5 protein-coding genes and 1 pseudogene are annotated in these 6,176 nt (G+C 66.6%); 5 read left to right on the top strand and 1 reads right to left on the bottom strand.

Annotated elements, in window-relative coordinates; all coding sequences use genetic code 11:
• Positions 1 to 706: AMP-binding protein (locus VGE27_RS05345; RefSeq protein ID WP_331048602.1), on the bottom strand; the 706-nt coding region annotated here is incomplete at its 3' end.
• Positions 707 to 851: 145 nt separating this feature from the next.
• On the opposite strand from VGE27_RS05345, the gene VGE27_RS05340 reads away from it, so the two are divergent.
• The 5 genes and pseudogenes from VGE27_RS05340 to VGE27_RS05320 form a co-directional block, all read left to right on the top strand.
• Complete coding sequence (locus VGE27_RS05340) at positions 852 to 2,072, top strand: sensor histidine kinase (protein ID WP_331048601.1); 1,221 nt, start codon at positions 852 to 854, stop codon at positions 2,070 to 2,072.
• A complete protein-coding gene (locus VGE27_RS05335; protein ID WP_331048600.1) occupies positions 2,069 to 2,581 on the top strand; it encodes a hypothetical protein in 513 nt (170 codons plus the stop codon). Before VGE27_RS05340 ends, VGE27_RS05335 begins: the two co-directional genes overlap by 4 nt.
• Positions 2,578 to 3,156, top strand: coding sequence for a hypothetical protein (locus VGE27_RS05330; protein ID WP_331048599.1), 579 nt, complete (start codon positions 2,578 to 2,580; stop codon positions 3,154 to 3,156). The genes VGE27_RS05335 and VGE27_RS05330 overlap by 4 nt, the downstream gene beginning before the upstream one ends.
• Positions 3,157 to 3,165: 9 nt before the next feature.
• On the top strand, positions 3,166 to 4,584 hold the full coding sequence (locus VGE27_RS05325) for a sigma-54 dependent transcriptional regulator (protein WP_331048598.1): 1,419 nt from the start codon (positions 3,166 to 3,168) through the stop codon (positions 4,582 to 4,584).
• Between the two features lie 269 nt (positions 4,585 to 4,853).
• Positions 4,854 to 6,176 (top strand): annotated as a pseudogene (locus VGE27_RS05320) (hypothetical protein); the annotation flags it as partial.

Here is a 6,176-nt window from a genome sequence, read left to right as displayed (position 1 = left end):
CCATGGTGCCCACCATCGCACTGAATCCGAAGATCGCGCTGAACGACACGAGCGTGAGTACGCGATCATCGGGTTGCACGACCAGCACAGCCGCCGTGCGCACCGCGTTTTCCACGACCGCCCGGTGCGACAGCTGCACCGCCTTCGGCTTGCCCATCGTGCCCGACGTGTACATCAGCGCGAGATCGCGCGCGTCATCGTCGGACGCACGGGCCGGTGCCGTGCGACCGGCACCGCGGGAGATCAGATCCTCGAACTGAAAGATCCGATCGTCGTACCACAGGTCTTCCTCGCCGACCGTGACCACGTATTGCAGATCGGGCAGGTCGCCCAGCAGTTCTTCGAAACGCTGCAGATAGTCGACCCCGTTCCATCGTTCGATGGTGACGACCGCGCTCGCTTCGGCATGACGCAGCTGGTAACGCAGGTCATGGAAACTGAGCTGCGGGCTGACGGGCACGACCACCGCGCCGAGCTTCGCCGCGGCCACCGTCGCCACGATCCACTCGATGCCGTTCGGGAGATGCACGGCGATGCGATCGCCGGCACCCAACCCCAACTCCGTGAACGACGCGGCCAGGGCCGACGCATCTGCGTCGACCTGTCGGTACGTCCATGTCCGTGCTCCATTCGTGGCAAGCACACGCTCAGGAGCGTCCTGGGCGCGCTGTTCGACGAGAGGGGCGAGGGACCACGAGGTTGCCATCTCACTCCGGGATCGGGTACAGCCACGTAAATTACTGACTATGAACGAGATGCGGAAGCAGAGGGGCACGAAACCGGACACTGCGCCCCCGCGTACGGGTTCCCGGGACGGCACACGTGCCCCTTTCCGTACGCGGCTGTTTGCGATGTTGTTGCTGTTCGCGCTCATCCCGACGGTGGTCGTCACGCTGGCCTGGACCGGTCTTGCAGCACGCACCCTCTCGCTGCTGTCGGCCCGTTCGGCGTGGGAACGCATCGCCCAGAGTGGAGAGGAAGCGTTGCGGGCGGTCGACCGGGCACCGCTCTCACCCGCTCAACGGCAAGCGCTCGAACGGCACGAGGCCGAATTGCGGGAGTCCGCTCAGCTGGCCCGGCGGTTCGACTTTGTGGCCGGTCGTTCCATGCGGTTGGTCCTGGTCGGCGCGGCGCTGGTGGTGGTGGTGGTGGCAGTGGGCGCCTCCCGGGTCGCTGGTCATCTCAGCCGGCAGCTCAGCCGGCCGCTCGACGAGCTGGTGGGGTGGACGGGATTGATCCGCATGGGGCGGCCCATTCCCGAGCAGGCGGATCGCCGCGGCGCTCCGGAATTCGAGGTACTCAGATCGGGGATGCGCACCATGGCCATGGAACTCGAAACCGGCAGACGCCGCGCGCTCGAAGCCGAGCGCGCCGAGGCGTTCCGCGAGTCCGCCCGCCGATTTGCGCACGAGCTCAAGAATCCGCTCACGCCGATCCGTTTTGCCGTCGACCGTTTGCGCCGTCAGGCGCCCGAGGAGCTGCGGGACACGGTCGATGTGCTGGCCGAAGAAGCTGCCCGCCTCGAGACGATGGCCAGAAGCTTCGCCCAATTCGGTCGGCTGCCCGACGGGCCGCCGGCCGAGATCGATGTGGCAGAGCTGGTGACGCGGGTGGCACGCGGTGTGGTGCCCGAGCGCCTGGTCCTCGAGCTCTCCTGCAGCGATGCACTGCCCCTCGTGGTGGGCTTTCACGAGTCGCTGGTCCGCGCGGTGACCAACATCCTCATCAACGCCGTCGATGCCACACCGGGCGCGGGCACGATTCAGGTGTCGGTCTATCCTGAACCGTCCATGGTCGCCATCCGCATCGGCGACTCGGGCACCGGCATGACACCGGAAGTGCTGCAACGCATCTTCGAACCGTACGTCACGACCAAGCCCGGTGGCACGGGCCTCGGTCTGGCGATCGCGCGGCAAACCATCGAAGCGCACCGTGGCACCGTGGTGGCATCGAGTATCGTGGGGCACGGCACCGTGATGATCGTGCGGCTCCCCATCGGCGCGAGCGCGGGCATCAATACTGGCACTGCCGGGGATCAGCCCCCGATGACGAATACAGGAGGGAACGCATGACACAGGGTTCAGGGCAGCGCCGCGGCGATGCCACTGCCGGCGAGTTCACCGTGCAGCCTGGTTCGGGATCAGAGCGCGTAGTCACAGTCCCCGATGGTAAGGGCGGTGAGACGCGCATTGTGATCAGCGATCGTGGCGTGAGCATCAATGGCGAGGCCGTGGCCGGAGCAGACGCCCGTCCGATCGCGGAAGTTGCCCCTGCACCGGTGTTCGCGCCGGGCCGGGCCCGCAAGGACATCCCGAACGGCGTCATCGCGATCGTGGCCATCGGCTGCTCGATGATCGTCGCCGTCTCGCTGGGGAGTCCACTGGTGCGGTCGTTCACCCGATGGCTGGACCGGCGCACGGACCAGAGCCGCACCCCGAGCGATGTGGCGCAGCGCCTGGCCGCGATTGAACAGGCGGTGGAGCTGGTGGCGGTTGAGGTTGAACGGATCAGCGAGGGGCAGCGGTTCACGGCCAAATTGCTGGCGGAGCGCGCTCCTCAGGACATGGAGCGCGTACGATGACCCAGCAACAGGGGCGGGCGGAGCAAACGGTGGACGCCGCAGAGCTGCAGCGCGAAATCGAACAGGCGGTGCGGGCGGCAACCAATGCGGCGCGTGACGCGCGCATCGCACAGTCCGATGCCGACGCGGCGCGGGCCGATGCGGTGGCCGCGCGTCGTCAGCCGGGCACCATCGTCTTCCCGTCCAACGGGCCGGACCCCGATATCACCGTGAAGGTGGACGGTCGCGGCATTCACGTGCAGCAGGGGGATGCGAGCACCATCGTCCCCATCCGCGATGTGGTGCCCGATGGCCTGGTGAAGATCTCCTGGGCCTTTGCGGCGGCTGTGGGCTTTCTGTGCATTGGCCTGCCCATTGCGCGCGCCATTGCCCGCTACATCGATCGCCGTGGCAGTGCCGCTGCGCAGGAATCAACGCTGCGCCGCCAGTTCGAGTCGCGCTTCGAGAACATGGAGCGCAACCTCGACACGGTCGCCGTGGAGATGGAGAAGGTATCCGAGGCCCAGCGGTTCACGACGCGCGTTCTCACTGAGCGGGGTGAACAGGTGCCCGTGTCGTCACACACGTCGCGCTAGCTCACGTCCGTGCCCAGCGTCCTGATCGTCGACGACGAACCCAATATCCGACGCATGGTCGGGGCGTTGCTCAGCTCCGAAGGTTACGACGTGCGTGATGCGTCCGACGGTGCCACAGGTCTCGCACTGGCCGAGACCCTGGAACCGGATGTGGCTCTCATCGACCTCATGATGCCGGGTGATCTCGACGGGCTGGGGCTGCTGGAGAAGCTGCGCGAGCGCCGGCCCGATGTGCCGGTCGTCATGATGAGTGGCCGCGCCGCACTCACCGATGCCGTGCGTGCCACGCGGCTTGGCGCCTTCACCTTCCTCGAGAAGCCGCTCACCCCCGAAGGGGTGTTGCTGGCACTGGCTTCAGCGTTCGAATTGCGGCAGGCGCGCCGGGCCGCCGCCGCGCTGCGTGAAGACCTGGGCATCTCTGGCGAGATGATCGGCGACTCACCGGCGATGCGCGATGTGCGGGCGCTGCTTGCTCGCGTGGGGCCCACCGATGCGCGGGTGCTCATCACGGGAGAATCCGGCACCGGCAAGGAACTCGCAGCGGCGGCGCTCCACGTCTCGAGCCCACGACGTGATCGTCCCTTTGTGCGCGTGAACTGCGCCGCCATTCCGCGCGATCTCGTGGAGAGCGAGATGTTCGGGCATGAGCGCGGCGCCTTCACCGGCGCCACCGAACGCCGCATCGGCCGGTTCGAGCTGGCTCACACCGGCACGCTGTTTCTCGACGAGGTGGGCGATCTGGGTGCGGAAGCACAGGCCAAGCTCCTGCGAGCCATCGAGGCGCGCGAGATCGAACGCGTGGGCGGGGGCAAGCCGATCAAGGTGGACGTGCGCATTCTGGCCGCGACCAACAAGGACCTCACCCGCGCCGTGGCCGACGGCAGCTTTCGCGAGGACCTGTTCTTCCGCCTCAACGTGATTCCCATTCACCTGCCGCCGCTGCGCGACCGGCCCGGTGATCTGCCGGCGCTGGTGCGTCATTTTTCGGCCCGGCACCGCACGCGCACCGGCCGTCCACTGGTGCAGTGGCACGAGAGTGCGCTCGGTGCGCTCAGTGGCTATCGGTGGCCGGGCAATATCCGCGAACTCGCCAACGTGGTGGAACGGCTGGCTATCCTGCACGCGGGCTCCGAGGTGACCCGCACCGATGTCCGGCAGGTGCTGCCCGAAACGGGGATGCAGGCCGGAGCTGGCGCAGGCGGTGGCGTGGAAACGGAATCAGGATCGACGGTGGAATCAGCCGATCATCCGTCCACCTCATTGGTGCCGCTCAGTGAGGCGCTCGATGCCTACGAGCGTCGCCTCATCTCCGCCGCACTGGCGCAAAGTGACGGAAACGTGGCGGAAGCCGCGCGACGACTGCAAACAGACCGCCCCAACCTGTATCGTCGAATGCGGCGTCTCGGGTTGGCTTCGGCACCCGAATAGTCGTTGTCAGAGTCGTTTCAAACCATTTGCCGGTGTGCAACTGTCGTGGCGCCATCAGGCGTTGCACTCCGACACAGGCGTGTCGTTTTGGAGGACGCATGATGCACCGCACTGCGAGGGGAAGGCCCAATGGTATGTGTCTTGCCTTGTCGAGCGGTGACCTTCAGATGGAGTCCGCGATGAATCCCCCCGCCTGTCCCCCTGGTCGATCCCTGCCCATGTCCCGTTCGTTGTCCTCCCCACGTTCTCCCATTCGTACGACACTGCTGATGTCGGCGATACTCGCGTCCCTGCTTCCCTTTTCCGGGAGCGAGGCGCAACGGGACAGCGGGCGCGAAGGCCGGCCCAGTGATCGTCGCATTGGTGGTGTGCCGCGGGATGTGGCGCTCGAGGTCACCCGCGTGTTCAACTCGCCCTCGACACGACGCGTGCGTGGCGAATTCAACCTGGCATCCACGGACACGGTGCGCGGCGACCTCGCGATCCTGAACGGCAGCACCCGACTCGCGGGCGTGGTCACCGGACAGGTAATCGTGCTCAACGGCGATGCCCTGCTCGTGGATGGCTCCCGCATCGATGGATCGCTCACCGTACTCGGCGGCACGTTCGAATCGCCGGAACGTCCGAATGTGGCCGGCGAGATCCGGGTGTGGAGTGCGCGCTATCGCTACCACGAGAGTGCCGACACGCTCGTCGCCGACACGGATTTCTTCGGCCGTTGGTCGCAGTGGGTGCGTGATGAACGCTCCAACAGTTCCGAGAGCCAGCTCTTCGTCACGACCGCCCACACGTACAATCGTGTGGAGGGGTTGCCGATCATCATCGGGCCGCGCTTTCGCGCGCGCGCCGAGAACACCCGCATCCGTGCGGAGCTGTTCGGCATTTTCCGGACGGGCGACGGGCTACGCTGGGACCGCGAAAACCTCGGTCACCGGGCGCTGTTCGAGGTGCGTCAGGGCAATCGTCATGGTGTAGCCGTCGGCGGCCGACTGTTCGACGAAGTGGAAGCCATGGAGCGCTGGCAGCTCACCGACGCGGAAGTCGGGCTCAATACGTTTCTGTTCACGCGCGACTACCGCGATTACTACCAGCGGCACGGCGGTCAAGGGTACGTGTCGCTGTTCTCCGGCCGCGGCTCGGAGGTGCGCGCCGCGTATGGGCGCGAACGCTGGAGCAGTCGGCGCATGCGCGATGTCTGGTCGATCTTCTATGGCGACACGCCGTGGCGCCTGAATCCGGCGGCCGACGAAGGGGTGATGGACCTGTTCACCGTGTCTGCCGCGCTCGATACGCGTACCAACCCCGAGAACCCGCGCTCGGGATGGTACCTCCGCGGCGAATGGGAGCACGGCTCGGGCACGATCGATCGTTTCGGTGCACTGACGGCGCCATTGCGCGGCATCCCCACCGAACCCGTTGCCGCTGTGGAGACGCAATACTCGCGCGCCTTGGTGGACCTGCGCCGCTACAATCGCCTTGGACCGCAGGCTCAGCTCAACATGCGCGTGGTGGCCGGTGGCTGGATGAATGGTGATGCCCTGCCCGTTCAGCGCCGACTGGCCGTGAGCGGCATCGACGCATTACCGGGCTTC

This window comes from Gemmatimonas sp. (assembly GCF_036405635.1).
Classification (GTDB): Bacteria; Gemmatimonadota; Gemmatimonadetes; order Gemmatimonadales; family Gemmatimonadaceae; genus Gemmatimonas.
The sequence above is the reverse complement of the archived record's forward strand: the minus strand, read 5'-3'. Positions and strand labels throughout refer to the sequence as shown.